Below are 25,763 nucleotides of genomic sequence, written 5' to 3' on the forward strand. Positions count from 1 at the left end.
GTTCTGAATTTCTCATTCAAAGCTGTTCAAACACAGCTTATTATTAGAATTTTCAGGGTTTTACATACTGTTCAATCTTCTGTTTTCAAAGTGCTTTTTGTTGTTATCTTTCTCAACAGCAACCCATTTAGTATATCATGTTGCCGTTTCTTTGTCAACAACTTTTTTTATTTTCTTTTTTTGATTTCTTTCACTGTTTTTCGACAGCTGGTATATAATACCATGGTTTTTTTTAACTGTCAACCACTTTTTTCACTGTCTAAGAGAAAAAAATAATCATTTGGATTTGAGCGGAGAAAGAGGGATTTGAACCCTCGCGCCGGTCACCCGACCTACACCCTTAGCAGGGGCGCCTCTTCGGCCTCTTGAGTATTTCTCCGTAGTTCTTAATCTCCATATGATTCGTCTATCAAGTATATCTTTTCCAGACGCATTGACAATTATACAAAATATAATTCGACTTGTCAACCCATTTTTTGATTTATTTCTTCCTGTATTTTATCATGCACCAATTCTGCAATCTGAGTGGTCTTTAACTTCTGATAATCCTCGTAATACAGTGGTTTTAGAAAGCAGACCTCCACCTTCTGTTTTCTGGAGGAATTCTCATCAAAGGGTTTAAAACTGTCAATTAATGCAACTGGTACAATGGGACAGCATGCATTTACCGCACTTTTAAATGTGCCTCCCTTAAATGGCAGCAATTGGTTTCCCTCCCTGCTACGGGTCCCCTCTGCAAAGATAACAAAGTTCTTCTTCTCTTTTACCTCTGCGGTCATTCTGGATATAATATCTAAAGAAGCTTTAATATCCTGGCGGTCTATATAGAAACCATCCAGAGCCTTTACCACTTCCTTAACCAAAATCAGATTGGCGGCCTCTTTTTTAACAACTACGCTTAAAGGTTTCGGACAGGCTTCCATAATTGCCAGCATATCAAATAATCCCTGATGGTTTGGGAAGAGTATAAAACCGTTCTCGGAAGGTATATTCTCAACACCATGGACCATGACTTCCACACGTCCTGATTTATTTACTTTCTTTACTACATTACGAATATATTCATAACGTTCTTTGTGAGGATAATATTCTTCCTTAATCCCCATCTTCCTTATCTTATAATACCATAGGGGTACACGTAAAAAATTTCTTACTACCATATAGAAAATTCGGTTCATGGACTGGTCTATTCCTCTCTGTATTGTGTAAGTGCAGTTTCATATAGATTATTGCCTTCGCTGTCAATTACTACGATTACGGGGAAATCTTTAATTTCCAGACATCTGATTGCCTCTGTTCCCAGATCTTCATATGCAATTACTTTGGATGAAACAATACATTTGGAAAGAAGAGCACCTGCTCCACCTACTGCAGCAAAATAAACAGACTGATTTCTTATAATTGCATCAATAACTTCTTTACTCCTTTTTCCTTTTCCAATCATGGCACCAAGTCCCAGATCCAGAAGCTGTGGAGTATATCGATCCATCCGGCTGGCTGTTGTGGGGCCTGCTGATCCGATGGGGCGCCCTTCTCTTGCGGGAGATGGACCCATATAGTAAATTACATTTCCTTTTATATCGAAAGGAAGATTTTCATTCTTATCAAGAGCTTCTTTCATTCTTTTATGTGCAGCATCTCTGGCTGTGTAGATGGTGCCAGTAAGATAGACGTAATCCCCTGCTTTCAATTTTTGTGCATTTTCGTCACTGACTGGTGCATTTATATGATATTCCATGGTTTTCTCCCTTATATAATCCTATATGATTCGGTGAGCATGCCGGTTTACATGGCAACAAATGTTAACTGCAACAGGAAGACCAGCTATGTGAGTAGGGTAGGTTTCAATATTAACAGCAAGCGCAGTAACGGTTCCACCTAAACCTCCTGGTCCGATTCCCAGTTTATTAACTTTTTCAAGCATCTCTTTTTCCAGTTCTCTTACATATGGAATGGAGGGCTCTTCATTTAAGTCTCTGGTAAGTGCATGCTTTGCCATCTGAGCACATTTTTCAAACGTACCTCCAATACCAACGCCCACAACCATGGGCGGACATGCATTGGGTCCTGCATCCTTTACGGCGGTTAAAATAGATTCTTTTACTCCTTCCAGTCCGTCTGCTGGCTTTAACATAAATATGCGGCTCATATTTTCGCTTCCAAATCCTTTTGGTGCCACAGTTATATCAATCTGATCTCCCGGCACAATCTCATAATGGATGATTGCAGGCGTATTATCCTTTGTATTAATTCGTTCGATAGGTTCAACTACGGATTTTCTTAAATATCCTTCTGTATAGCCTTCCCTCACTCCCTGATTCACTGCATCAGACAATCCAGCTCCTTCTATATGTACATCCTGTCCGATTTTTAAAAATATGACCGCCATTCCAGTATCCTGACAAATGGGAATCAAATCTTCTCTGGCTATGTCTAAGTTCTCCTTCAGCTGACAAAGAATTTGTTTTCCTAATGCCGATTTTTCTTTTTCGGCTGATTGTAAAAATACTTCTTCCATGTCCTTTGACAGGATATGATTTGCTTCTATACACATTTCCTTAATATTCTCTGTTATTTCTTCTGCTCTTATGGTTCTGATCATGATCTCCTCCAGACAAACGGTTACTACCTTTCCTTACTTAATCATATACGAATCAAATGATGAAATCAAGAAAAAAAAAGGGGAATGGCATACACCATTCCCACTAACTTTCTTTCACTATATAATAAGCCGGCTCCGGATTAATTTTTCACGAATATCCTTTATGGTTATCTGCTCCATTCTCTCTCTGCATAACTCATTCAGTTCACCGTAAATTTCATCCATCACTCCCGCCATACCGGAAGCAACCATGCAGGGATTGTTTTCATCTCCTGATTTCCAGGAAGATGATACAAATGCCACATCAAGTGCATCGCTTATTTGTTTCAGACTTATTGTGTCCGGATCACCTATCAGATGATAGCCTCCCTCCAGACCTTCTTTTGTCGCAATAATACCTGCCTTTTTTAACTTCGCCATAACTTTTCTAACGCGGGCAGGATTGGTGCAGACATTGGAAGCCAGTTCTTCGCTGGATGTAGTAATCTTCCTTTGATCCAGATATACCAGTCCGTGAACGGCAACTGCAAATTCACTTGTCATGCTAATCCCCCATTCTACTAAATCTTGCATCATCATCTGTAATAATTGTTGTTTCAGTTTGTATCTTACCAATTTGTATGCTGAATGTCAAGGGCATGAAGGGGAAATAAGGACCTATTCATTCTTATCTTTTATACGGATTATTACTTTTTTTATTACCCTGTCTTCTACTTCAAGAATGGAATAGTGATTTGCATCATCTTCAAGCTCCATGGGAATCTGGGATTTCATAGGAATAAAGCCAAGCAATTCAATTAAATATCCGGACAATGTATCACAGGAACTGTCTATTTTTTCATGAAGAACCTCATCAAGATCGTAGAGAGAAATTCCTCCTAAAGCCCGAAACACAAAAGGTTCCAGTTCTGTAAGCAACGGCTCAGATTCTTCATATTCATCATGAATATCTCCCACAATCTCTTCAATCAGATCTTCCAGAGTGATCAAACCTGAAACCCCTCCGTATTCATCAATTAAAATTGCCATCTTCAGCTTATTTTTCTGCATCTCAAGAAACAGATTATCCGTTTTTTTATTTTCCGGTATATAATACGGTTTTTGAAGGATCGCTCTAATATCAATGGCTTCAGGTTCCATCTTACTCATTTCAATTGAAAAATCCTTCATGGATAATATTCCGATTATATTATCGATATCACCCTCGTAAACAGGAATTCTGGAATGTCTGGTATTTAGAATATCATTCAGGACCTGTTCTACAGGCTGCTCAATATTGATGGTTACCATGTCCTGTCTTGGAGTCATGATCTCTCTTGCTCTTTTATCATCAAAGAGGAAAATAGACTTAATCATTTCCTCCTCTATTTTATTAAATACGCCACTTTCCCTACCGGTCTGCAGCATGGTTCTTATTTCTTCCTCGGAAACTTCTTCTTCCAGATTTTCCGTCTTCATACCAAGTAACTTTAATACACCGTTTGTGGACACAGATAGAAGTTTGATAAATGGACCCAGCACTTTTGAAATCGCATAAATGGGACTGACTGCAAACAGACTGAATTTTTCCGCCTTTTGCAAAGCAATCCTCTTGGGAACCAATTCACCAAAGACCAGATTAAAATAAGAGAGTAGGATGGTTACTGCCACCATAGCTAAACTTTTGCTATAAGGTACTCCAAGTAAGTAAAGCTTCGCCCCCAGAACCTGGGAAATTCCAGTTGCCGCTGAAGCACTTGAAAAGAATCCTGCAAATGTAATTGCTACCTGGATGGTTGATAAAAATCCCGTAGAGTCTTCTGAAAGCTTTTGAATCAAAATTGCTTTTTTGTTTCCGCTGTCTGCTAACATGCGGATCCTGTTTTTATTAACTGATACAACAGCCATTTCTGCCCCTGAAAAAAATGCGTTCATTATGGTAAGGGCTATGAGCAATAAAATCTGTGCGGATATCTGCGCCGCGCCTGGGTCAGTTTCCAAGCTTAATTTCCTCCTTTAATATGGATCAAAGAAAAAGTCTCAGGAAGCAGTAAAATAAAAATTGCTGCAGCCTGAGCCTTTTCACTGTCCTTTATTGTTGATTGGTATTATAAAATAAAGAACAATATTTTGCTATATCGTTTGTGTTAAGATTTATTCTTCGGTCTCTGTTATATCTTCCGTCTCCGGAGCATCTTCCGTTTGAACAGGTTCTTCTACATCCTCAAGATCCAGTTCATCCAAACCTTCTCCTTCAGATTTGCTTCCGTCATCCCGGACTTTTGCAATACTTGCAACCATGATATCGGAATCCTGATCAATGTTCATTAATTTTACACCAGAAGTATTTCTTCCAATAACGGAGATATCATTAACGGAAATTCTGATTACAATTCCTTCTGTCGTGATAAGAAGAAGATCATGATCATCCTGAACCAGCTTGGCTCCTACTATATCACCGGTTTTTTCTGTGATCTTATAACACAGAACACCTTTACCGCCTCTTCTTTGAGGTGTGAATTCTTCAATAGGAGTTCTTTTGCCCATTCCATTTTCAGAAACGATCAAAAGCTTGGGTCCCTGGGAATCCATCTGCATTCCTACTACCTGATCATCATCATTTAACTTCATACCAATTACACCGATGGAGACACGGCCTGTAACACGTACATCCTTTTCATGGAAACGGATACACTGTCCTTTCTTTGTCACCAGGAATATATCATTGGTATCATCAGTAGCTTTTACTTCAATCAGTTCATCATTTTCACGCAGAACAATTGCCTGAAGACCGTTCTTTCTCACATTGGCATATTCCATCATCGGTGTTTTCTTAACCATACCGTTTTTGGTTGCCATAAATAAGAACTTGTCATCATCATATTCTTTCATTGGAATAATGGCTGTAATGTTTTCACCTGGAAGCATCTGAAGAAGATTTACAATGGCAGTCCCCCTGGAGGTCCGGCTTCCTTCCGGTATCATATAAGTCTTTAACCGGTAAACACGTCCTGTATTGGTAAAGAACATGAGATAGTGGTGGGTCGTTGTCATCATCAGATCTTCAATGTAGTCCTGATCAATGGTCTGCATTCCCTTGATACCTCTACCGCCACGATTCTGGTTTTTGAAATTGTCCACGGACATTCTCTTAATGTAACCAAGCTTTGTCATGGCAACGATAGTACTTTCATCAGGAATTAAGTCTTCCATTGACATATCAAACTCATCAAATCCAATGGAGGTTCTTCTATCATCTCCATATTTAGCAGAAATAATACTGATTTCCTCTTTGATTACTCCAAGAAGCTTCTTTTCATCTGCGAGTATGGCCTTTAATTCTGCAATTCTCATTTCCAGTTCTTTGTATTCGTTTTCCAGCTTCTCTCTTTCCAGACCGGTAAGAGCTCTTAAACGCATATCAACGATTGCCTGGGACTGGGGATCACTTAAACCAAACCGGCTCATAAGTTCTGCTTTTGCAATCTGGACATTTTGGGATGCTCTGATGATGTGAATTACTTCATCAATATTATCCAGGGCAATGAGCAATCCTTCCAAGATATGAGCCCGTTCCTCTGCCTTGTTCAAATCGTAACGGGTTCTTCTGGTTACAACCTCTTTCTGGTGCTCCAGGTAATAGTTTAACATCTGTACCAGATTTAACACTTTGGGTTCCAGCACTCCAGACTGATTCTTAACAAGTGCTATCATGATAACGCCAAAAGTATCCTGAAGCTGGGTATGTTTAAGCAGCTGGTTTAAAATTACGTTGGCATTGGCATCGCGGCGAAGTTCTATGCAGATTCTCATACCAGTACGGTCTGATTCATCCCGAAGGTCTGTAATACCATCGATTTTTTTATCTTTTACCAGCTCTGCAATTTTTTCAATCAGTCGGGCTTTATTAACCATGTAAGGAAGCTCCGTAACAATAATACGGCTCTTTCCATTGGGCATAGACTCAATATCACTGACTGCTCTTACACGGATCTTGCCTCTTCCTGTACGGTAAGCTTCTTCTATGCCACGTTTTCCCAGGATGGTTGCACCTGTAGGAAAATCTGGTCCTTTTATAATTTCCAGAATTTCTTCCATGGTAGTTTCTCTATCTTCATCAACCTGATTATCTATGATCTTCAGAACCGCCCCAATGACTTCTCTTAAGTTATGAGGAGGAATATTGGTTGCCATACCTACTGCAATGCCTGACGTACCATTAACCAGAAGATTGGGATAACGGGCTGGAAGCACATCGGGCTCCCTCTCTGTCTCATCAAAGTTCGGACTGAAATCAACGGTATCTTTATTAATATCTGCAAGCATTTCCATGGAGATTTTACTTAAACGGGCTTCTGTATACCTCATGGCAGCTGCGCCGTCTCCATCCACAGAACCGAAGTTTCCGTGCCCGTCTACCAGAGGATATCTGGTGGACCATTCCTGTGCTAAATTTACCAGGGCTCCGTAAATAGAGCTGTCACCATGTGGGTGATACTTACCCATGGTATCACCAACGATACGGGCACATTTACGATGTGGCTTATCCGGACCGTTGTTGAGCTCTATCATGGAATACAGGACTCTTCTCTGAACCGGTTTTAATCCGTCTCGGACATCCGGCAGTGCCCTGGAAGCAATGACGCTCATGGCATAATCGATATACGATTTTTCCATGGTCTTTTTTAAGTCCACGTCATGAACTTTATCAAAGATATTTGGTTCCATTTTATTTCCTCCAATTAAATATCAAGATTCTGTACGTATTTGGCATTCGCATCGATAAATTCACGTCTTGGTTCTACCTGGTCACCCATCAGGGTTGAAAATGTCAAATCCATTTCCGACTGGGAATCTTCGTCCATGTTAATTCTTAAAAGAACTCTTCTTTCAGGATCCATAGTAGTCTCCCAAAGCTGTTCCGCATCCATCTCTCCAAGACCTTTGTAGCGCTGAATCTTATTATTGTTATCTCGTCCAACCTCTTTTAAGATGGAATTAAGTTCTTCATCGCTGTAAGCATACCATACTCTTTTATTTTTCTCAATTTTATATAACGGCGGCTGCGCCAGATATACGTAACCATTTTTGATCAGTCCCGGCATGAACCGGTATAAGAAAGTTAAAAGCAGGGTGCTGATATGGGCACCATCCACATCGGCATCGGTCATGATAATGATTTTATGGTATCTTAACTTGGATAAATCGAAATCATCATGAATGCCGGTTCCGAACGCTGTAATCATGGCTCTGATTTCGGCATTTGCATAAATTTTATCAAGTCTTGCTTTCTCTACGTTTAAGATCTTTCCACGAAGTGGAAGAATGGCCTGGGTATTTCGGGAGCGGGCTGTCTTTGCAGAACCGCCGGCACTGTCTCCCTCTACGATGTAGATCTCACAGTTTTCCGGATTCTTATCAGAACAATCCGCAAGTTTTCCCGGAAGTGCCATTCCTTCAAGAGCTGTTTTTCTTCTGGTTAAATCTCTTGCCTTTCTGGCGGCCGCTCTTGCTCTCTGAGCCAGAATGGACTTATCACAGATCGTCTTTGAGATTCCCGGATTCTGTTCCAGGTAATAGGTCAGCTGTTCTCTGAGAAGACCATCCACTGCACCTCTTGCTTCACTGTTTCCCAGTTTCTGCTTGGTCTGTCCTTCAAACTGCGGTTCTTCAATCTTTACACTGATAATAGCTGTCATACCTTCCCGGATATCTTCACCGGACAAATTGGCTTCGCTTTCCCTTAACAGCTTATTTTTTCTTGCATAATCGTTTAAGGTGGTTGTCAGTGCATTCTTAAATCCAACCAGATGGGTTCCACCTTCGGGCGTGTTGATGTTATTTACAAAGCTGTAAATATTTTCTGTATAGGAATCATTGTGCTGCAGAGCCACTTCCACATACACACCGTCTTTTGTTCCCTCGCAGTAAAATACCTGATCGTACAGCGGAGTTTTCCCTTTGTTTAAATAAGTGACAAACTCTTTAATTCCACCTTCATAATGGAATACATGCTCATGGGAATCCTCCCTCTCATCACGAAGGACGATCTTTAAATTCTTAGTAAGGAAGGCAGTTTCTCTTAACCGTATTTTCAGTGTATCATAATCAAAGATTGTTTCCTCGAAAATGTCCTTATCAGGAAGAAATGTAACCGTGGTTCCATGATCTTCCGGATCACAATCACCGATTGTTTTTAACGGGTACATGGTTTTACCCTTCTCATAACGCTGCTTATAGATCTTTCCTTCTGTACGGATCTCAACTTCCAGCCACTGAGAAAGAGCATTTACAACAGATGCTCCAACTCCATGAAGTCCGCCGGATACCTTGTATCCTCCGCCGCCAAATTTTCCGCCGGCATGGAGGATGGTAAATGCTACCTCAACTGCAGGAATACCTGCTTTCTTTTGAATACCTACGGGGATTCCGCGCCCATCATCCACTACTGTTATGGAGTTGTCACTATGAATGACTACTTCTATGCTGTCACAGTATCCTGCAAGAGCTTCATCCACCGCATTATCCACTATTTCGTATACCAGATGATGAAGTCCTCTGATGGATGTACTGCCGATATACATACCGGGTCTCTTTCTTACTGCCTCAAGCCCCTCTAATATCTGGATTTGATCTGCACCATATTCTTGACTCATATTCGTACGCTTCCTCCTGAATCGTTAATTTTCATTGTCTACGGTACCGTTTATTACCTTAAATATTTTATCAATATGGAACCGGTCATTTACAAAATCCTCCAGTCCCGTACAGGTAATTACAGTCTGTATATGATTAATTCCTGCCAGTAATTGATTCTGTCTGCTGTTATCCAGTTCAGACAGTACATCATCCAGCAAAAGAATGGGATAATCATGCACAATGTTTTCTACCAGTTCTATTTCTGCCAGTTTTAAAGATAAAGCTGCAGTCCGTTGTTGCCCCTGAGAACCAAACCGCCTGATATCAATGCCATTCACCATGAAACTTAAATCGTCCCGATGGGGGCCTGTCAGAGTAGTTCTCTGTTTCAGATCCTGACTTCTGCTTCGTCTTAAGGTTTCTTCAAAAGAATCCGCCTCTACATCTGGTTCATAAAGAATATGCAAGGATTCTTTATCCCCGGATAACTTTCGGTGGATGGGTTCAATAATCATTCCAAGTCTCTCTACAAATTCTTTTCTGTACAGAATAATTTCTTTCCCATACTGCACCAGCTGCATGTCCCAGATATCCAGTGTTTCTTCGTAATCCGGGCGAAATGCAAGATCTTTTAATAATTTATTACGCTGTGTCACAATCCGGTTATACTGGACTAATGAGTGTACATACAGCTTATTAAGTTGACATAATTCCATGTCAACGAACCGACGCCTTTCTGCCGGTCCGTTTTTTATGAGATTTAAGTCTTCCGGAGAAAAAAATACAACGTTGACAATTCCAAATAATTCGCTGGCTTTGCGGATGGGCACGCCATTAACCGCTACGCCTTTGGCTTTATTCTTTTTCAAATGCATGTCAATCCGGTATGGAATGTCATTCTTTCTGACGTTTAGCTTGATATGCGACTCATCCCTGTCAAACTGTATGATTTCCTTGTCCTTGCTGCCTCTGTGGGATTTTGTCGTAGCACAGACATAGATAGCTTCTAAGACATTTGTTTTCCCCTGGGCATTGTCCCCATAGAGTATATTGGTTCCCTGACTAAAATCCATATGTAATTCATCATAGTTGCGATAATTCTTAAGCTCTATCGATTCAATGATCATGGATGTTGTAATTTCCTCTCTATTGTCCATGCTTTCTGGACATAAAGGTATGCCCACAGGGCGTTCCTCTCTATTGTCCATGCTTTCTGGACATAAAGGTATGCCCACAGGGCGTTCCTCTCTATTGTCCATGCTTTCTGGACATAAAGGTATGGCTGTTTAGTATCACTCAATTTTAATGCTCTTACCATCGAATGTAACCATATCTCCGCTTCTTAATTTCTTCCCTCTCTGATACTCAGGCTGTCCATTAACGGAAACAAGACCATCCTCGATAACAAACTTGGCATCAACACCGGAGCCTACCAGACCGGCAGCTTTTAACGCCTGTCCTAACTTAATATACTCATCCCTTAATTTTATTGTTTCCATGGTTTCCTCTTTCTTGTCCACGCTTTTTGGACATAAAGGTATGTCCGTAAGGACGCTCCTCTTTCTTGTCCACGCTTTCTGGACATAAAGGTATGTCCGTAAGGACGCTCCTGCAGTTAGTTTAAACAGATGCCGCGTTAAAGTTTACAGGAAGAATCAGATAAATGTATTTTCCTTCCTCATCCCGGATAAAGCAGGGGGATTTGGGATTTAACATATAAATTGTCACTTCTTCGTCATCAATGATCCTTAATGCATCAATGAGGAATTTGGGATTAAATCCAATCATGATGTCACTTCCGGTTTTATGGGTTGGAACCTGGGCATTCATGGATCCAAAACTGGAATTCATACGAAGTTCCATCTCCTGATCTTCAATATTGATGATCAGAGGTTTTTTGTCATTTTCTCTCACCAGGATGGTTGCCCGGTCAAGACAGTCTAAAAGCTCTTTCTTATTTACACTGACTTTTGTTTCGTAATCACTGGAGAGCATCTGGTCAATACGGAAATAATCTCCTTCAATCAGACGGGATACAACGATTGTATGATCAAATTCAAAGAGGATGTGGTTTGTGCTGAAGAAAATAAGAACCTCTTTTTCGTTATCTCCGCCAAGTATCTTGCTGATTTCATTTAGAGTCTTGCCAGGAACAATGACTTTTATATCACGATAGGTATCTTTTAATTCAATATTTCGAATGGATATTCTGTGACCATCCAGAGAAACCACTTTTAACTGGTTACCTGTAACCTGAAACAGTTCTCCTGTCATCATCTTATTACTGTCATTGGGTGCGATGGAAAAAATAGTCTGCCTGATGACTTCTTTTAAGGAAAACTGGGATAAGCAGATATAGTGATCACGCTCAATATAAGGTAAGTATGCAAATTCTTCCCCATCCCGGCCCTGTATATGGAAAATAGAGTTGTCACAGGAAATGGTTGTTGTAAATTTTTCATCGCTTTCAATTGTTACCATGGAATCACCGGAAGAGGACAGCTTTCTTACAATTTCTGAAAGAAGTTTGGCTTCTAAAGCAATCTTTCCCCGCTCCAGGATGGTTCCTTCCACCTTTGTTTCAATACCAAGCTCCATATCATTGGCAGTGAGTTTAATTTCAGAGCCGCTGGCATCGATAAAGATGCACTCCAGGATGGACATGGTTGTTTTGCTGGGAACTGCTTTTAATACAATATTAATACCATTTAAAATGGCATCCTGCTTAAATGTCAGTTTCATAATTGTTGATAACTCCTTTGCTCTCAAAATAACAATAAATAGATAAATAATATAGATTAATTTCGTCGTATTAGTAGTAGGGGCTGTGGGTTTGTGTAAAAGCCCTGATAACCGTTATAAAGCCTAAAGTTGTCCTGTTCATAACAATGTGAATAACGTCCACAAAACGTGAGGAAAAATGAAAGGTTATCCACAGACTGATCAGAACCCTTTTGAGCCGCTTAATTATCCACATGAAATTAACAGGTGATTCACACCCTATTGTGGATTAATTTTCTTCTTTAATATCTCAATGGTGTTGTTTAAGGTTTCGTTCTTATTCACATCCCCTGAGATCTTCTCAATCCCATGAATTATGGTGGTATGATCTCTTCCGCCAAGGAATTTTCCAATCATCTGCAGTGGAGTTCCAACCATCTCTCGGCAAAGGTACATCACAATCTGGCGTGGATATACGATTTCCTTGTTACGCTTTTGAGAACAGATATCAAGAGGCGTAATACCATAATGGTCAGCAACAACCTGAATCACCAGTTCTGGGGTTACTTCCCGTTTATCATTAGGTGATATAATATCTTTTAAGGCTTCTTCAGCCAGCTCAACGGTGATTTCCTTATTATCAAGGCGTGAGAGTGCTACGATTTTTGTCAGGGCGCCTTCCAGCTCCCGGATGTTGGATTTGATGTTGGTAGCTATGTATTTAATAACTTCGTTGTCGATATTGTAACCTTCCATTTCTTCTTTTTTGCGAAGAATGGCCATTCTGGTTTCGTAATCGGGAGACTGTATGTCCACTGTTAAACCCCATTCAAAACGGGATCGGAGACGTTCTTCCAATGTCTCGATTTCTTTTGGCGGTTTATCAGATGAAATAATAATCTGCTTTTTTGCTTCATATAATGCGTTAAATGTATGGAAGAATTCTTCCTGTGTACTTTCTTTACCAATGATAAACTGGATATCATCGATTAGCAGAACATCGTTATTTCTGTACTTTTCCCTGAATTCAGTAGGAGAGAAGTTGTTCTTGTTTCGAATCGCATCGATCAGCTCGTTGGTGAACTTTTCACTGGTGACGTAGAGAACCTTTGCATTCGGATTATTCTTTAATATGAAATGACCGATGGAATGCATTAAGTGAGTTTTCCCCAGTCCCACACCTCCATAGATGAAAAGAGGGTTGTAAATTTCACCGGGGGATTCTGCAACTGCCAGGGATGCCGCATGTGCCAGATTATTATTGGCACCTACAACAAAGGTATCAAAGATGTATTTCGGATTTAAATTCGCGTTTATGATTGCGGACTGACTGACCGAATTTACCGTATTGGTTATCAGTGTATTTCCTGCAGGAGCGGGAGCTGCTTCTTTTTGAATCTGATTTTCCACAACAAAATCAACGCTGCATTCAAAGCCAGTTACTTCTTCTATGGTGATTTTTAGAAGAAACCCGTATTTTTTGCGGATGTATCCTAGAAATTCTACATCCGGTACCGTGACAATTACCTTTTCTCCGTCAACGGCATAAACTTTAAGCGGGAGAAGCCAGGTTTTGAAAGAAACATCTGTAATTTCGTGCTCTTCTTTTAAATTCAATAAGATTTCGTCCCATTTTTCTTTTAACTTTTCTAACATTGTATGTCTCCTACATCTATTAAAATGCAAATATGCGCATTAGCCCAATCTACTGTTCATTCTATACTATTTTGTAATAATTTTCAATGATAATAGTAAAAAATTGTGGATAAGTGTGTGAAAGGGCTGTGAATTAGCTGTGTATGGATTGTTGATAAGCATCCAGAGGGAAAGTTGTCCACAAAAAAACCGATTTTAAAACTCTGGTTATTCACATCCGGGAAATATAGATTTTATCAAAATCTTTCGGACAGGCATGTGTACAAAAAAAGGTTATCAAGATACTATCCAGAGAGTTTTCCACAAGTTATCCCCATAATGTTGATAACTTTATGTAAATTAACAAAGAAATGTCGATTTAATAGACAGGATTGACGGATAAAGTTCAGTTATGTATAATGCAGTTGTAACCAGATGCATTGTATCTTATAAAAGAACAGTAGCACAGGAGGAAAAATATGAATACTGGAAACAAAACACGCGACATGGTACTGGCTGCAATCTTTGTTGCCCTTATCATCATCATGGCGTTTACGCCCTTTGGATATATTCCTTTGGGATTTATGAACGCCACCATCATTCACGTTCCGGTCATTATTGGAGCCATAATACTTGGACCAAAATATGGCGGATTTCTGGGAATGATTTTTGGGCTGACAAGTCTGTGGAAAAACACCAACATGCCCAATGCAACCTCATTTGTATTTTCACCATTTGTAAAGATGGGAGAGTACGGAGGCAATTTAGGAAGCCTGATTATCTGTATGGTGCCAAGAATTCTCATTGGAATCGTGGCATATTATGTATTCAGGGGAGTATTAAAAGCTTTAAAGGGAAGTAAGATGAAAACAACTGTGGCACTTGCAGCGGCAGGCGTTGCCGGATCATTAACCAACACATTGCTGGTAATGAATCTGATTTATTTTCTTTTTGGCAAAGAGTACGGCCAGGCTGCCAAGGGGCTGACTGAGGGAATCTATTCTGTAATTATTGGTATCATCTGTATGAATGGGATTCCAGAGGCGATTGTAGCAGGAATTTTAACGGTTGCCATCACTCAGGCACTTTTTAAAGTTATGAGAAATTAAATAGATTACATTGGTATGCTTCATAATATATGAATAAAAAAGTCTCCGGCAATTGAATGATGCCGGAGACTTTTTTTTAAGGGGATATTTTAAATGTTTTTATGCTCCTGATATCAGCGTCAGCGGTAAATTGCTTAATATAAAGAAGATTACCGGTAAGATCCGTTATAATTTTTAAGTCTTTTCCTGATTCGAAAACTTTTTTTCCGTCAACAAAGGCCTGAGCTGTTTTTTCATTATTTATTATTTTAAATGAATGATTACCCCAGATCTGTTCATAGTCACTTTCATATCCTTTGCATGTTCCCCAAAAAATGTGATCCTGCTCTATATGGATTCCTAACATACGGGAGGTATATTCCATAACAGATAACATGGCAGGGCCATAGGAATCCTGGAGACCATCCAGAGATATCAGGGAAGGTGAGCCGGTAAAAGGATCATATTGCTGCACAAATACGCAGGAATCTCCTATGGCATGAAATAGTTTTTTTCCCAGTTTGGGAATCAGATCATCATAGTCATAATTTTCAAGAGCCCGTATGGCTCTCTGGTAGGTGAGGGCTTCACATTGTCCGCTCCAGTTATTTGTTTTTATGTTACGGAAGAGAGGATCATTTACCGCAACGGAGGGGAGGGGCATATACGTCCAGAATTCTTCAGGGTTTAATAAGTGTTTTTTGACAAAACGTTCTGCCATGGGCTTTGTTAAACTGTTCCAGTACATAGCTCTTAAATTGTTGTGATATAAAACATCAATCGTTTTATGATCTTTATTCCGGTCAAAGCAGGCATCTTTTGATTCGATCCAGAGATAATCTTGTATGGTTTTCTGGATGGCCAATGCTTTTTGTTTCCAATGGTTTTTACGGTCTTCATTACCTTGTATTGAGCTGATAATGGACAGGGTCTCTCTGGCAGAGTAGGAAAAACTCATAATATCCAGAGAAGCCATGGGAACTGCTGTACAATTTTGGGGAGGTGTTTCTTTACTCCAGGAGTCGGGAGCATCCTGGTAGCGAAGTGCATGATCTTCCCCTGTATCATACTTGCACCAGCTTTCCAGGCAGCCATCGCCGTCTGAATCTCTGGTTTTCCATAAATAGGAATCAAATTTTTCCAGAGTGAGGTAAAGAAGTGTTAAATATTCTTTATCTTTTCCCATTAAGTAATACATGTTAAGGGCAGAAGAGGGGAAGCAAAAGCCCTGGAATTTATCAAACTGGGGAGTGATCCGGTTGTTAATTAAGGCAATGCTTCCGGGGATGCGGCCATCCGCTCTCTGGTGCTCCATAAAAAGGAGATGGTTATTAATTCCGGCCTTCATGTTGCGTTTGGCATACATTTCTCCGCCCATGGGCTGGGTTTCCAGCCATATTTTTTCATATCCGCCTCCTTCGATCAGAACGAGCCGGTTCTCAAACATTTTTAAGTTGTTTAACGTTTTCCTCTGTGCTGAATCCATTAGTTTTTGCAGAAGTTCGTTAGAAGTCTGAAATGATACACTGGTTTGGATATTCACGTTTTTTCCTCTCTGTATGTATATTAACCTTTAATCCCACTTCCACTGATCCCTTCCACCAGATAACGGTTAAAAAATAAGAAGATCAAAAATACTGGTATTAATGAAAGTGTGGACATGGCAAACATTGCTCCATAATCGGTTGTGGAGGTGGAATCTGCAAAATTTTTTATTGCCACAGATGCGGTATACATCCGGGGTTTGCTTAAATAAATCATGGGAGACATGAAATCATCCCATTTCCAGTAAAACTGAATGATGATGGTGGTTACAATGGATGGTTTCAAAAGAGGTAAAAAAATCCTGGTAAATATTGAATATTTACTGCACCCATCAATAATTGCAGCTTCATCAAGGTCTTTTGGAATTCCAGCACCAAATTGCATCATCTGATAGATGAAAAATGCCTGACCGAAAAAATGGGGCAGTATGAGTGGGAGATAGGTTCCTACAAAACCAAGCTTGTTATAAATAATATACTGAGGCACCAGAATTATCTGGGATGGGAGCATCATGGTGCAGATCATAGACATAAACCAGATGTTTCGACCCTTAAAACTCACCCTGGAAAAGGCATAGGCAACACAGGATGAAGACAGAACCGTTGCAAGCGTGGAGACAGATGCAACAAAAAATGAATTGGAGAAAAAGGTTTGAAAGGTTATGCCGCCAAAACCCTGATAGCCAGTGGAAAAGTTAGAAAATCTCCATTGGGGTGGAATTAAGTTCATACCTCCATTTAAGATCTCTGCATTATTTTTAAGTGAGCCGCTGACCATCCAGAGAACCGGATAAATCATCATCAATCCAAGAACACAGACGAATAAATGATAGACAGAAGCCTGTATTTTATGTTTGTTTGTCATGTTATGATCCTCCTTATTGGTCTGCTTCTGTAAATACCCAGAATTTTGATGTCTTAAAAAGCAGGAATGTAATAATGCTTATTAAAGCCAGCATGACCCAGGACATGGCACTGGCGTATCCCATATTGGACCATTTAAAGGCATGATTGTAAACGTAAAGAGCATAGAAATTAGTGGAATCGTTGGGGCCGCCCTGTGTGATGACGAAAGCCTGGGTAAATGCCATGAAGGCAGTTATGGTTTGCATAATCAGATTATATAAAATAATGGGAGAAAGGCATGGGAGTGTAATTGCTTTAAAGCGCTGCCATTTGTTTGCACCATCAATTTCAGCTGCTTCGTAATAAGTTGGAGATATTTCTTTTAATCCGGCAGCAAAAATAATCATAGATGATCCGAATTGCCAGACGGACATGAGGACAAGTATTCCCATTGCCAGATGGGGTTCACCCAGCCAGGATAGTTTTGGAACACCAAAAGAGGCAAGAATGGTATTTGCCAGTCCTTTTCTTGAAAATATGGTTTTCCAGACAAGTGCTACGGCAATGCTTCCTCCAATCAGGGAAGGAACATAATAAAGAGACCGGTAAAATGTTACACCACTGTGTTTCTGCGTCAGAAGATATGCAATAAAAAGGGCAAAAATCAGTTTGGATGGAACGGAGGTGATGACATAAATAAGGGTGACTTTTACTGAATTTAAGAAACGGTCATCTGAGAATAGGTTTTTATAGTTTTCAAGTCCTATAAATACCGGACTTTGACCCAATTTATAATTGGTCATGGAATAATATACGGATACCAGAACTGGAATCAATGTAAATGCGAAAAATCCAAATAGAAAGGGAAAGGAAAAAATATAACCTACGGTATTGTTATGATAGAGGATTTTTTTCCAGTTGGTTTTTAGTTCGTTCATTGCTTATTACCTCCTTTTTTCCATAGGAAAGGCAGGCAAAGAGAATCCTTACCTGCCTCTTAATGATCCTTAATGCTGGAATTTTGACTTGGAAAAATCCAGCAATTGTTTTGCAGCATCTTCTGGTGTTACATCACCATATTGTACTTTTTCAATCAGAAGCTTATATTGATCTTCAATTTCAGCTTTTGGATCAGGGCTTATAACATTGCTGTCTTCTTTTGGAAAATTTCCTATTTTATCTACAAAGTCATAAATAATTTTACCGGAGTCATCTGCCTGAGAAACGACAGCTTCTCTTACCTTTGACATAATAGGAACGCCCCGTTCTCCGTTTAAAATTTTATTTGCTTCTATGTCATTGACAAAAAAGTTAATGAATTTAGCGGCTTCTTCCTTTGTTTTGGAATTACTGGAGATACAAAGCTGCTGGGAGGACTGGACACCCATTCCATAAGGCCCATTTTTCGTTAATCTTGGTACCGGTGCAATTTTAATGCTTCTGCCAGAGGCATGAACAATGGAAGAAACCTGATTGGAGGAAACCCAGGTCATTGCTGCATCCCCGGTTACCAGATAATCCCCTTCTATGTCTTTGATTTCTTTTATTGCTCCGGCATCGGGATAGGCGCCGTCATCTGTCAGTTCTTTGATCATTTTTAAGTAATCAGCAAAGGGTGCGGGATCTTCTGATTCGATGCCATCATTGGTTTTCTTAAAGAAATTTGCATCTTTTTCTGCCTGAGAGGCACGCATGGTCACACCTGCTATAAAATGGTCGATCTTTGAACTTCCGTAGATACCGAGTTTTTCTTTTATGGTAATACAGTCTTTTTTCCAGTCATCCCACGTCCAGTCATTTTCAGGCTCGGCTAAGCCGGCTTTTTGAAATAACTCCGGATCGTATGCAATTCCATAAGTGTTAGTGCCAATGGATATTCCAATCTGAGAGCCGTTGTTGTCCTTTGTTGTTGCCAGAAAATTTTCGGTGGTATCACTGGTATTAATAATTCCGTCTTTGATGTAACCATCCAGTGGTTCTATATTTTTGATGTATTTTGGAAAATTCCCTCCCAGTTGAAAGATATCCCACACATCGTCAGCGGCTACCAAAGTATCGAGCTTGGTAAAGTAACTGTCAAAATCGTAAAATTCTGCTTCAATATGCACATTGGGGTTTTTTGATTCGTAGAGTTCAATAACCTTGTTCGTGGCATCATGTCTTGTCTGGGAACCCCACCAGGCCATTCGAAGAGTGATCTGTTTTCCTGTATCCTTAGAAACGGTCTCTGCAGAAGCGGCAGGTTTGCTTCCGGAACAGCCGGCAAGAGAAAAAGTCATCATGCCAGATAAAAACAGTGCAGTAAGCTTTTTGATTTTCATAGTTCCTCCTAATTGTGATTGCATTATAAAATATTGTGTAAATGTACCAATTATAAAATCCGGATTTGTTTTTGTATGGTTACATTTTACTATTAATCAGAAACAATCACAATACATTTGGAAGAAAGCCCCAATACATCAAAAAAAACCTTTAATTTGCACTAAATTGACTAAACGTCATTATATTTCTTGGATTTTCTGTATTGCAGAGGGGATAAACCCGTATATTTTTTAAAAACACGGTCAAAGTAAGACAACCGTTCATAACCCAGTTTCTGTGAGATGTCTTCCATGGTAAGTTTCTCGTCAAGAAGGAGAATTCTGGCTTGTTCAATTCTCTGACAGTTGATAAATTCATTGACAGTAAAATTGGTAACTTCTTTGAATATACGGCTTAAATAGCTTTTATCTAAATAAAATATGTTGGCCAGATCTTCTAAACCAAAGATTTCTGAATAATGAATCATAATATACTGTATGATTTCTGCGACTTTTACGTAGCGCATCATTTTTCTCTTTGGCATATAATAGACCTCAGGTTTGATACCGGCTCCATTTAGTATCATGAGAAATAAAGACAACAGCTGATTTTTAACCTCTGTTGCACCGTATATTTTCTGGTTTCTCAATGCAGATTCCATACGGAACAGTTTTTTTTCCAGAATACTTTGCTGCTTTTCGTCCAGCTGCAGAACACCGTGATTATTTTGAAAAAATTCCAAAAGATTAAGTTCCATTGCATTGCCTGCAAGACGAAGCCAGGACTCTTCCAGTTCAATCAGAATCCGTTCATGATAATTCCCTCCGATTACGTTGGTAAAAGGGATGAGTTTCTTATCAATAAAGGTCAGCGTGCCTTTTCCCATCCGGTAGCTTTGGTTACCATAATAAAAAAAACGCTCTCCATTTAAGATATAGTAAATCTGATATTCATTTTTATAGAATCCGATGGTTTCAGCCAGATCACAGTCTCTGGACACATGGCTGATTCCGATGCCCTGACATTTTCCAGCAAAAATAACTTCTTTCATTGATGTAGTCCTTTAACAGTCAGAGTGTTATTCTGTTCTTCCAGCCGATAAAAAACGGGGTGCTCTTTTTTGTGCTCATTGGGTGTATGGAGGGTAAGAATGAGCGCTCCTTTTTTGTCTTTAAAAATCATGCCGTGACCTCCATCTTTTTCAAAGAGCAATTGATCCTGCTGTATCCATTTGCCAGTAATATCTCCATTATCAGAATAAGCAATGGCCTGGGTATAACCTTCGTTTCCAAAACTTGACCACAGCATAAGAAGGCGGCCGTTTGTTGTCCGGTAAAGGAATGGACCGTCCGTAACATAATGTTTTCCTGGTCTGTTTTTATTTTCAATTGTTACGACCCAGCTTTTGGCTTCCGATGCATGAAACAAAAGTTCAGGCTCCGATACGGCATGGCTTAAATCGCTGCTTAACTTTACTGCACAAATGGAACCATCCGATATCTGAACCCATTCATGAACAAAAACCATATAAGGAGTTCCATCAGAACTTACATAAAAGGTTCCGTCAATGCACTCCCAATCAGGGGGAGTTATTTGTTTCTGACTGTATAAGGTGAATGGTCCCAGTGGATGGTCTGCTTTTAAAATGGCAGTTCCGCCATGATTTTTAGTATCTTTAAATGTAGCAAACATATAATAGGAATCCTGATAGCAGTGAACTTCAGGGGCCCAGCAGTTTCGGTCTGCAAAAAAGTTCTCAGGCTTGTGAAAAACTTCATAAGGGCCATCCCATTCAATTAGGTCAGTACTGGTATAACAATCAAAGCCGGTGGCGGCCATCCAGCAGGTTTCTGCTCTGGTTCCGTACATATAATAGACACCGTCAGACAGCAGTACGTAAGGATCTCTGATATTGATTTGTTCACTTTTCATTGTATTACCCCATCCTTTTTTATTCTTTTGTGAATCCCCATTGGGAAATTAAATAGTTTTATTTATTATACTGCATAATCGGGGAATGTGGAAAATATTAGAAGTATGATGAAAACTTATATTTTTCCCTTGACGAACCATGGTTTGTTCTATATAATTGGTATGATGTTTAATTAAAATAGTCTCAATATGTTTCATCATATTGCCTATGATAAGCTATTGTAACAAGAGGAGGTGTCCGTAGATTATGAAAATGACGTTCCAGCCAAAAAAGAGACAAAGATCAAAAGTTCATGGTTTCAGAGCCAGAATGAGCACTCCCGGCGGAAGAAAAGTTTTAGCTGCCAGAAGAGCAAAAGGAAGAGCAAAATTATCAGCTTAATGGACCAGGCCGCAAGTAATTGTGGCCTTTTCTTTTCTCAAATTCCAGAAAAACGGAAAAGGAAAGAGTTGAATGAAACATTTTAATTCGATTAAAAAGAACAGGGATTTCAAGGAAGTATATCAGAGTGGAAAATCCCTTGCTAACAGACTTCTTGTTATGTATGTTTTAAAGACGGACAGGCCGGATACAAGAATCGGTATCTCGGTGAGCAAGAAGGTAGGAAACAGTGTTATCAGGCATCATATAACCAGATTAATCAGAGAAAGCTTCAGGCTTCATGAAGATATGCTTGAGACAGGGTTAGACATCGTGGTCGTTGTGAGAACAGCGGCAAAAGAAGAAAAATACAAGACAATCGAAAGTGCATATCTGCACTTGTGCGGACTTCATAACATTTTAAAAAAAGAATCGAAGTGATCTTATGGTAAAAAAAATCATGATTTTAATGATCAGAGGATATCAGAAATATTTATCTCCTCTGAAGATAAGAACTCACTGTATATACACACCTACGTGTTCTCAATACGCCATTGAGGCACTGCAAAAGTATGGTGTGTTTAAAGGTACGTTTTTGGCTTGCATAAGAATTATTCGTTGTAATCCTTTTGCAAAAGGCGGTTATGATCCAGTTCCGTAAATGATGAGGAGGTAGTTCATTGGAATTCTTAGTACTCACTAAGGTAGGAGGCGTTCTGGGACCTTTTGCAACTGTTCTGGGTGTAATCATGGATTTGCTATTCCAGATGACATCTGCAGTTGGAATCCAGAACATTGGTTTATGTATTATTTTGTTTACTCTTGTGACAAAGCTTTTAATGTTTCCGCTGACATTACAACAGCAGAAATCATCAAAACTGATGAGCGTTATGCAGCCGGAAATTTCCGCCGTACAGGCAAAGTATAAAGGGAAAACTGACCAGGAATCCATGAGAAGACAGAACGTGGAAATGCAGGCAGTTTATGAGAAATACGGAACATCCATGACTGGAGGCTGTGTACAGCTGGTAATCCAGATGCCAATTCTGTTCGCTCTTTATCAGGTAATTTATCATATTCCTGCTTACGTACAGAGTGTTAAGGCTGTTTTTGTTAATGTAGTGACTGCAATTACTTCTCTTGGTGGTGATCATGTTGCACAGCTGACACAGTTTGCAGCTGATCATAAGATCACATTATCAAGAATCGGAGATTTAAATACCAGTAATGGAATGGTGGATTTTTTATACCAGTTAAATCCGGATCAGTGGAATGCTTTAAAAAATCTTTATCCAACCATCCAGGATACCATTACTACCAATGCTGCTCAGATTGAGCATATGAATTCCTTCCTTGGTATTAACCTGGCGTCTACACCAGCCAGTGTTATTTTCCCAACTGGCGGCGGTTTTCATTTAAGCCTTGCACTCCTGATTCCTGTTCTTGCTGGTGCCAGCCAGTGGTTTAGTACAAAGCTTATGACGGTGAATCAGCCTAAGAGTGGAGCAGATGAGAATAATGCTATGGCACAGTCTATGAAGAGCATGAATACCGTCATGCCTTTAATGTCCGTATTCTTCTGCTTTACATTTGCGTCTGGTATTGGTATTTACTGGATTGCTTCCAGTGTTTTCCAGATCATTCAGCAGGTTTTAATTAACCGTCATTTAAACCGCATTGATATGGATGAGATGATTAAGAAGAATCTGGATAAAGCAAATAAAAAGCGTGCGAAAAAAGGTCTTCCACCTCAGCGTGTTTCTCAGAATGCTACTGCAAACCTTAAGAATCTTCAGGCTAACAATGAGAAAGCAGAGCAGGAACTGAATGCTAAAATAGAAAAAGCAAAGGAGCAGGTAAAGGCTTCTAACGATTACTATCAAAGCACAACTTCAGATCCCAACAGCATTTCTGCCAAGGCACGTATGGTTTCGAAGTACAATGAAAAGCACAGTAAATAGGAGGGGTGACCTATGGATATGATTACAGTTTCAGCAAAAACCGTTGATGAGGCGATTACAAAAGCATTAATCCAACTGGAAACAACCAGTGATAAACTGGAGTATGAGATTGTTGATAAAGGTAGTAATGGTATTCTGGGATTTATCGGTTCAAAGCCTGCTGTCATCCGCGCAAGGAAGAAAGAAACCTTGGAGGACATGGCAATGACCTTTCTTTCCGATGTATTTAGTGCAATGGATTTAGGCGTTTCTATGGAAGCCGCATTTGATCAGGGAGAGCGTGAACTTTCCATCAATATGTCTGGTGATGACATGGGAATCCTGATTGGAAAAAGAGGACAGACTCTGGATTCTTTGCAGTATCTGGTAAGTCTTGTTGTTAATAAGGAAAGCGAAGATTATATTCGCGTGAAACTGGATACGGAAAATTACAGAGAGCGCAGAAAAGAAACTCTGGAAACACTGGCAAAGAATATTGCTTACAAAGTGAAGCGTACCAGAAGACCGGTATCTCTGGAGCCTATGAATCCGTATGAAAGAAGAATTATTCATTCCGCACTTCAAAATGACAAATTTGTTGTTACCAGAAGTGATGGGGAAGAACCATTCAGACACGTGGTAATATCCTTGAAAAAGGAACATGTAAAAAAAGAACGATATCAGGATAGAGATAAATAGTCAAACAACAATGAGGGTTGGGGCTGTCGGAAGGCACCCTCAACCCTTTTCTCACGCCAGTGTATTGACTGGCGTAAAACAGGTGATAGAATATGAAGATGAATACAATAGCGGCGATTGCCACAGCGATGTCCAGTTCCGGGATCGGAATTGTAAGGATCAGCGGCGAGGAGTCATTTCAGATTATAGACAGGATTTTTAAAGGAAAAGGGAAACGTGTGAAACGGCTCTCTGAGGAGAAATCTCATACGATTCACTACGGATATATTTATGATGGCGAGGAACTGATTGATGAGGTTCTGGTTCTGCTCATGAGAGGACCGGGCAGTTATACGGGAGAAGATACCGTTGAGATTGACTGTCATGGAGGAGTTCTGGTTACTAAAAAGATACTGGAGACTGTGTTAAAGTACGGAGCCAGACCAGCTGAACCAGGGGAATTTACCAAGCGGGCATTTTTAAGCGGAAGAATAGATCTAACACAGGCAGAGGCAGTTATTGATGTGATTAATGCGAAAAATCAATATGCTTTAAAGTCTTCCGTCAGTCAGCTGGATGGTGCTGTTTCCAAGCGTGTCCGTGCACTTCGAGAGACGATTATTTATCATATTGCCTTTATCGAATCGGCACTTGATGATCCGGAGCATATCTCTCTGGATGGTTATCAGGAAACTCTGCTTCAGGGAATTATGCCTATAAAGGAAGAACTGAAGCGGTTGATCCGTTCTTCAGAGAATGGAAGAGTGCTTTCAGAAGGGATTGAGACTGTCATTATGGGGAAACCCAATGCCGGTAAATCCTCTCTTCTTAATGTTCTTGTGGGGGAGGATCGGGCGATTGTTACAGATATTGCCGGAACCACCCGTGATACATTAAAGGAGCAGATCATGCTGGAAGATTTAAGCCTGAATATGATAGATACCGCTGGAATCCGTGATACAGAGGATGTAGTTGAAAAAATAGGGGTTGAAAAAGCAAGGCAGGCAGCTGAAGGCGCTGATTTAATTATCTATGTGGTGGATGGTTCCTGCCCCCTTGATGAAAATGATGAAGACATTTTATCTTTTATTGAAGGCAGGAAAGCAGTGATTGTTTTAAATAAATCAGATTTATCCATGGTTGTTACACCGGATTTATTAAATAAAAGAACCAGTCATAAAGTTATTACAATTTCTGCCAGAAACCGTTCTGGCATTGAGGACCTGGAGCATGAGATTAAGACCATGTTCTATGAGGGTGAAATTGATTTTAACGATCAGGTTTATATTACGAATGTAAGACAGAAGAATGCACTGGAAGAAGCATTTAAAAGTCTTGCTATGGTGGAGCAGAGCATACATGACGGGATGGCTGAGGACTTCTATTCCATTGACTTAATGGATGCGTATGAGCAGCTTGGAATTATACTGGGAGAATCCATAGAAGATGATCTGGTCAATGAAATATTCAGTAAATTCTGTATGGGTAAGTAAGGAT

General features: G+C 39.9%; 24 protein-coding genes and 1 tRNA gene. 7 read left to right on the forward strand and 18 right to left on the reverse strand.

Translation table 11 applies throughout. The annotated features are described in order from the left end of the window. Nucleotides 1-291: 291 nt before the first annotated feature. The 12 genes from BXY41_RS24485 to dnaA form a co-directional block, all read right to left on the reverse strand. Nucleotides 292-379, reverse strand: a tRNA-Ser gene (locus tag BXY41_RS24485). A gap of 85 nt (nt 380-464) precedes the next feature. Next, nucleotides 465-1,178: a lysophospholipid acyltransferase family protein gene (locus BXY41_RS24490; protein WP_104439506.1), complete on the reverse strand. Its 714-nt coding sequence runs from the start codon at nt 1,176-1,178 to the stop codon at nt 465-467. An 8-nt stretch (nt 1,179-1,186) separates the two neighbouring features. After that, complete coding sequence (locus BXY41_RS24495; RefSeq protein ID WP_104439507.1) at nt 1,187-1,738, reverse strand: Fe-S-containing hydro-lyase; 552 nt, start codon at nt 1,736-1,738, stop codon at nt 1,187-1,189. A gap of 21 nt (nt 1,739-1,759) precedes the next feature. Further along, entirely contained in the window at nt 1,760-2,602 is an 843-nt protein-coding gene (locus BXY41_RS24500; protein ID WP_104439508.1) for a fumarate hydratase, read from the reverse strand. Between the two features lie 117 nt (nt 2,603-2,719). Beyond that, entirely contained in the window at nt 2,720-3,145 is a 426-nt protein-coding gene (locus tag BXY41_RS24505; RefSeq protein ID WP_104439509.1) for an RrF2 family transcriptional regulator, read from the reverse strand. 114 nt (nt 3,146-3,259) lie between these two features. Then, the gene (locus BXY41_RS24510; protein ID WP_104439510.1) at nt 3,260-4,582 is read right to left on the reverse strand and encodes a hemolysin family protein; all 1,323 of its coding nucleotides are present in this window, start codon (nt 4,580-4,582) and stop codon (nt 3,260-3,262) included. A gap of 153 nt (nt 4,583-4,735) precedes the next feature. After that, the gene (gene gyrA, locus BXY41_RS24515) at nt 4,736-7,309 is read right to left on the reverse strand and encodes a DNA gyrase subunit A (RefSeq protein WP_104439511.1); all 2,574 of its coding nucleotides are present in this window, start codon (nt 7,307-7,309) and stop codon (nt 4,736-4,738) included. Nucleotides 7,310-7,323: 14 nt separating this feature from the next. Continuing rightward, nucleotides 7,324-9,237, reverse strand: coding sequence for a DNA topoisomerase (ATP-hydrolyzing) subunit B (gene gyrB / locus BXY41_RS24520; protein WP_104439512.1), 1,914 nt, complete (start codon nt 9,235-9,237; stop codon nt 7,324-7,326). Nucleotides 9,238-9,261: 24 nt separating this feature from the next. After that, the gene (recF, locus tag BXY41_RS24525; RefSeq protein ID WP_104439513.1) at nt 9,262-10,347 is read right to left on the reverse strand and encodes a DNA replication/repair protein RecF; all 1,086 of its coding nucleotides are present in this window, start codon (nt 10,345-10,347) and stop codon (nt 9,262-9,264) included. A gap of 165 nt (nt 10,348-10,512) precedes the next feature. Next, nucleotides 10,513-10,719, reverse strand: coding sequence for an RNA-binding S4 domain-containing protein (locus tag BXY41_RS24530; RefSeq protein ID WP_104439514.1), 207 nt, complete (start codon nt 10,717-10,719; stop codon nt 10,513-10,515). A 121-nt stretch (nt 10,720-10,840) separates the two neighbouring features. Then, entirely contained in the window at nt 10,841-11,962 is a 1,122-nt protein-coding gene (gene dnaN, locus BXY41_RS24535; protein ID WP_104439515.1) for a DNA polymerase III subunit beta, read from the reverse strand. 258 nt (nt 11,963-12,220) lie between these two features. After that, the gene (gene dnaA / locus BXY41_RS24540) at nt 12,221-13,597 is read right to left on the reverse strand and encodes a chromosomal replication initiator protein DnaA (protein WP_104439516.1); all 1,377 of its coding nucleotides are present in this window, start codon (nt 13,595-13,597) and stop codon (nt 12,221-12,223) included. Between the two features lie 458 nt (nt 13,598-14,055). On the opposite strand from dnaA, the gene BXY41_RS24545 reads away from it, so the two are divergent. Then, nucleotides 14,056-14,685 carry an ECF transporter S component gene (locus BXY41_RS24545; protein WP_104439517.1) on the forward strand — a complete coding sequence of 210 codons (630 nt, stop codon included), beginning with the start codon at nt 14,056-14,058 and terminating at the stop codon, nt 14,683-14,685. Between the two features lie 76 nt (nt 14,686-14,761). Here BXY41_RS24545 and BXY41_RS24550 read toward each other — a convergent pair whose 3' ends face one another. From BXY41_RS24550 to BXY41_RS24575, 6 genes are all read right to left on the reverse strand, one after another. Further along, nucleotides 14,762-16,207: an MGH1-like glycoside hydrolase domain-containing protein gene (locus BXY41_RS24550; protein ID WP_104439518.1), complete on the reverse strand. Its 1,446-nt coding sequence runs from the start codon at nt 16,205-16,207 to the stop codon at nt 14,762-14,764. Between the two features lie 23 nt (nt 16,208-16,230). Further along, entirely contained in the window at nt 16,231-17,073 is an 843-nt protein-coding gene (locus BXY41_RS24555; RefSeq protein WP_104439519.1) for a carbohydrate ABC transporter permease, read from the reverse strand. A gap of 13 nt (nt 17,074-17,086) precedes the next feature. Beyond that, on the reverse strand, nt 17,087-17,992 hold the full coding sequence (locus BXY41_RS24560) for a carbohydrate ABC transporter permease (RefSeq protein WP_104439520.1): 906 nt from the start codon (nt 17,990-17,992) through the stop codon (nt 17,087-17,089). Between the two features lie 69 nt (nt 17,993-18,061). Then, nucleotides 18,062-19,375, reverse strand: a complete 1,314-nt coding sequence (locus BXY41_RS24565) for an ABC transporter substrate-binding protein (protein WP_104439521.1) — start codon at nt 19,373-19,375, stop codon at nt 18,062-18,064. Between the two features lie 170 nt (nt 19,376-19,545). Further along, the gene (locus BXY41_RS24570) at nt 19,546-20,406 is read right to left on the reverse strand and encodes a helix-turn-helix domain-containing protein (RefSeq protein ID WP_104439522.1); all 861 of its coding nucleotides are present in this window, start codon (nt 20,404-20,406) and stop codon (nt 19,546-19,548) included. Beyond that, the gene (locus tag BXY41_RS24575) at nt 20,403-21,287 is read right to left on the reverse strand and encodes a glycoside hydrolase family 43 protein (RefSeq protein ID WP_104439523.1); all 885 of its coding nucleotides are present in this window, start codon (nt 21,285-21,287) and stop codon (nt 20,403-20,405) included. Before BXY41_RS24575 ends, BXY41_RS24570 begins: the two co-directional genes overlap by 4 nt. A gap of 247 nt (nt 21,288-21,534) precedes the next feature. Here BXY41_RS24575 and rpmH point away from each other — a divergent pair, with 247 nt between their 5' ends. The 6 genes from rpmH (at nt 21,535) to mnmE (ending at nt 25,759) form a co-directional block, all read left to right on the forward strand. Beyond that, nucleotides 21,535-21,669 carry a 50S ribosomal protein L34 gene (gene rpmH / locus BXY41_RS24580; RefSeq protein ID WP_013274848.1) on the forward strand — a complete coding sequence of 45 codons (135 nt, stop codon included), beginning with the start codon at nt 21,535-21,537 and terminating at the stop codon, nt 21,667-21,669. Between the two features lie 72 nt (nt 21,670-21,741). Next, nucleotides 21,742-22,089, forward strand: coding sequence for a ribonuclease P protein component (gene rnpA, locus BXY41_RS24585; protein WP_104439524.1), 348 nt, complete (start codon nt 21,742-21,744; stop codon nt 22,087-22,089). Nucleotides 22,090-22,093: 4 nt separating this feature from the next. Continuing rightward, on the forward strand, nt 22,094-22,309 hold the full coding sequence (gene yidD, locus BXY41_RS24590; RefSeq protein WP_104439525.1) for a membrane protein insertion efficiency factor YidD: 216 nt from the start codon (nt 22,094-22,096) through the stop codon (nt 22,307-22,309). A 19-nt stretch (nt 22,310-22,328) separates the two neighbouring features. After that, entirely contained in the window at nt 22,329-23,609 is a 1,281-nt protein-coding gene (locus BXY41_RS24595) for a YidC/Oxa1 family membrane protein insertase (protein ID WP_104439526.1), read from the forward strand. Nucleotides 23,610-23,621: 12 nt separating this feature from the next. Then, the gene (gene jag / locus BXY41_RS24600; RefSeq protein WP_104439527.1) at nt 23,622-24,287 is read left to right on the forward strand and encodes an RNA-binding cell elongation regulator Jag/EloR; all 666 of its coding nucleotides are present in this window, start codon (nt 23,622-23,624) and stop codon (nt 24,285-24,287) included. A 92-nt stretch (nt 24,288-24,379) separates the two neighbouring features. Further along, entirely contained in the window at nt 24,380-25,759 is a 1,380-nt protein-coding gene (gene mnmE / locus BXY41_RS24605) for a tRNA uridine-5-carboxymethylaminomethyl(34) synthesis GTPase MnmE (protein WP_104439528.1), read from the forward strand. Nucleotides 25,760-25,763 lie beyond the last annotated feature (4 nt).

The sequence above is a fragment of the Lacrimispora xylanisolvens genome (assembly GCF_002934545.1).
Lineage (GTDB): Bacteria > Bacillota > Clostridia > Lachnospirales > Lachnospiraceae > Lacrimispora > Lacrimispora xylanisolvens.

Excerpts from the sequence above, each read along its gene's own strand:
- BXY41_RS24490 (WP_104439506.1), bottom strand. The coding sequence starts at position 1,178 with ATGAACCGAATTTTCTATATGGTAGTAAGAAATTTTTTACGTGTACCC.
- BXY41_RS24495 (WP_104439507.1), bottom strand. The coding sequence starts at position 1,738 with ATGGAATATCATATAAATGCACCAGTCAGTGACGAAAATGCACAAAAA.
- BXY41_RS24500 (WP_104439508.1), bottom strand. The coding sequence starts at position 2,602 with ATGATCAGAACCATAAGAGCAGAAGAAATAACAGAGAATATTAAGGAA.
- BXY41_RS24505 (WP_104439509.1), bottom strand. The coding sequence starts at position 3,145 with ATGACAAGTGAATTTGCAGTTGCCGTTCACGGACTGGTATATCTGGAT.
- gyrA (WP_104439511.1), bottom strand. The coding sequence starts at position 7,309 with ATGGAACCAAATATCTTTGATAAAGTTCATGACGTGGACTTAAAAAAG.
- gyrB (WP_104439512.1), bottom strand. The coding sequence starts at position 9,237 with ATGAGTCAAGAATATGGTGCAGATCAAATCCAGATATTAGAGGGGCTT.
- recF (WP_104439513.1), bottom strand. The coding sequence starts at position 10,347 with ATGATCATTGAATCGATAGAGCTTAAGAATTATCGCAACTATGATGAA.
- BXY41_RS24530 (WP_104439514.1), bottom strand. The coding sequence starts at position 10,719 with ATGGAAACAATAAAATTAAGGGATGAGTATATTAAGTTAGGACAGGCG.
- dnaN (WP_104439515.1), bottom strand. The coding sequence starts at position 11,962 with ATGAAACTGACATTTAAGCAGGATGCCATTTTAAATGGTATTAATATT.
- dnaA (WP_104439516.1), bottom strand. The coding sequence starts at position 13,597 with ATGTTAGAAAAGTTAAAAGAAAAATGGGACGAAATCTTATTGAATTTA.
- BXY41_RS24545 (WP_104439517.1), top strand. The coding sequence starts at position 14,056 with ATGAATACTGGAAACAAAACACGCGACATGGTACTGGCTGCAATCTTT.
- BXY41_RS24555 (WP_104439519.1), bottom strand. The coding sequence starts at position 17,073 with ATGACAAACAAACATAAAATACAGGCTTCTGTCTATCATTTATTCGTC.
- BXY41_RS24560 (WP_104439520.1), bottom strand. The coding sequence starts at position 17,992 with ATGAACGAACTAAAAACCAACTGGAAAAAAATCCTCTATCATAACAAT.
- BXY41_RS24565 (WP_104439521.1), bottom strand. The coding sequence starts at position 19,375 with ATGAAAATCAAAAAGCTTACTGCACTGTTTTTATCTGGCATGATGACT.
- BXY41_RS24570 (WP_104439522.1), bottom strand. The coding sequence starts at position 20,406 with ATGAAAGAAGTTATTTTTGCTGGAAAATGTCAGGGCATCGGAATCAGC.
- BXY41_RS24575 (WP_104439523.1), bottom strand. The coding sequence starts at position 21,287 with ATGAAAAGTGAACAAATCAATATCAGAGATCCTTACGTACTGCTGTCT.
- rpmH (WP_013274848.1), top strand. The coding sequence starts at position 21,535 with ATGAAAATGACGTTCCAGCCAAAAAAGAGACAAAGATCAAAAGTTCAT.
- rnpA (WP_104439524.1), top strand. The coding sequence starts at position 21,742 with ATGAAACATTTTAATTCGATTAAAAAGAACAGGGATTTCAAGGAAGTA.
- yidD (WP_104439525.1), top strand. The coding sequence starts at position 22,094 with ATGGTAAAAAAAATCATGATTTTAATGATCAGAGGATATCAGAAATAT.
- jag (WP_104439527.1), top strand. The coding sequence starts at position 23,622 with ATGGATATGATTACAGTTTCAGCAAAAACCGTTGATGAGGCGATTACA.
- mnmE (WP_104439528.1), top strand. The coding sequence starts at position 24,380 with ATGAAGATGAATACAATAGCGGCGATTGCCACAGCGATGTCCAGTTCC.